2 tRNA genes are annotated in these 875 nt (G+C 43.7%); both read right to left on the bottom strand.

The features are described from left to right. Positions 1-571 precede the first annotated feature (571 nt). Positions 572-648 (bottom strand) — tRNA-Ile (locus C6Y40_RS10260). Between the two features lie 6 nt (positions 649-654). Next, positions 655-730, bottom strand: a tRNA-Ala gene (locus C6Y40_RS10265). Positions 731-875 lie beyond the last annotated feature (145 nt).

Genomic DNA, 875 nt, shown 5'->3' on the forward strand with positions numbered 1-875 from the left:
TACAACCCTAAATAGCTTCCCAGGTTACCCTGTTCGTCGTAGCCACTGCTTATTCACATGAGTAAGGAATAAGGTGTGCTACCGTACAACACTATCCAAAGGATGCGACATCCTAAAAGGATGGATAATGTTGCGCCTAACCTCCGCCTTTTTATCCGGAGTCAGGTGTGCATTAAAGCACTGTTGCATGCATGACTGTCTAATCAAATTTACGTTTGCAACTTGCGTTGCGCCGTATGTCAAGTAGAGTAGCTTTGAAAGAACATCTTTCGATATTCTCAGTTACTCAATATTGATTGATTACTAATATCAGCTTTCCAAATTGTTAAAGAACATTCGGCCAAAAAACATCGCTTCAGCGATTTCTTTTGGTCTTCAGGGTAAAAAACCCTAATCAATGCTTACTCAACGAGTAAATATTCATTAGGATTTACCTAGGTTTACTAACCAAACTTACTACGTCTACTTTAGCGAGTAGAAAAATCGTCAGGAAGCTGCGTCGGTCACCCGATTTCCTTCCGGTTAAACGATTTTACACGCCCACTTGCTTCGCAAGTGTTTGTAGGAAATTTGGTAGGCTTGGGCAGACTTGAACTGCCGACCTCACCCTTATCAGGGGTGCGCTCTAACCAGCTGAGCTACAAGCCTAAAGAGTGGTGGAGCTAAGCAGGATCGAACTGCTGACCTCCTGAATGCAAATCAGGCGCTCTCCCAGCTGAGCTATAGCCCCAGTGATTTCCCTTACGAGTAAATCTTGGTCGTTCTTTATTTCATAACAAAACAATCTGTGTAGGCACTACATTAAGTCGTCCAACGACTTTACGTAAGGAGGTGATCCAACCCCAGGTTCCCCTAGGGTTACCTTGTTACGACTT

The sequence above is a fragment of the Marisediminitalea alba genome, assembly GCF_002993365.1.
GTDB lineage: Bacteria > Pseudomonadota > Gammaproteobacteria > Enterobacterales > Alteromonadaceae > Alteromonas > Alteromonas alba.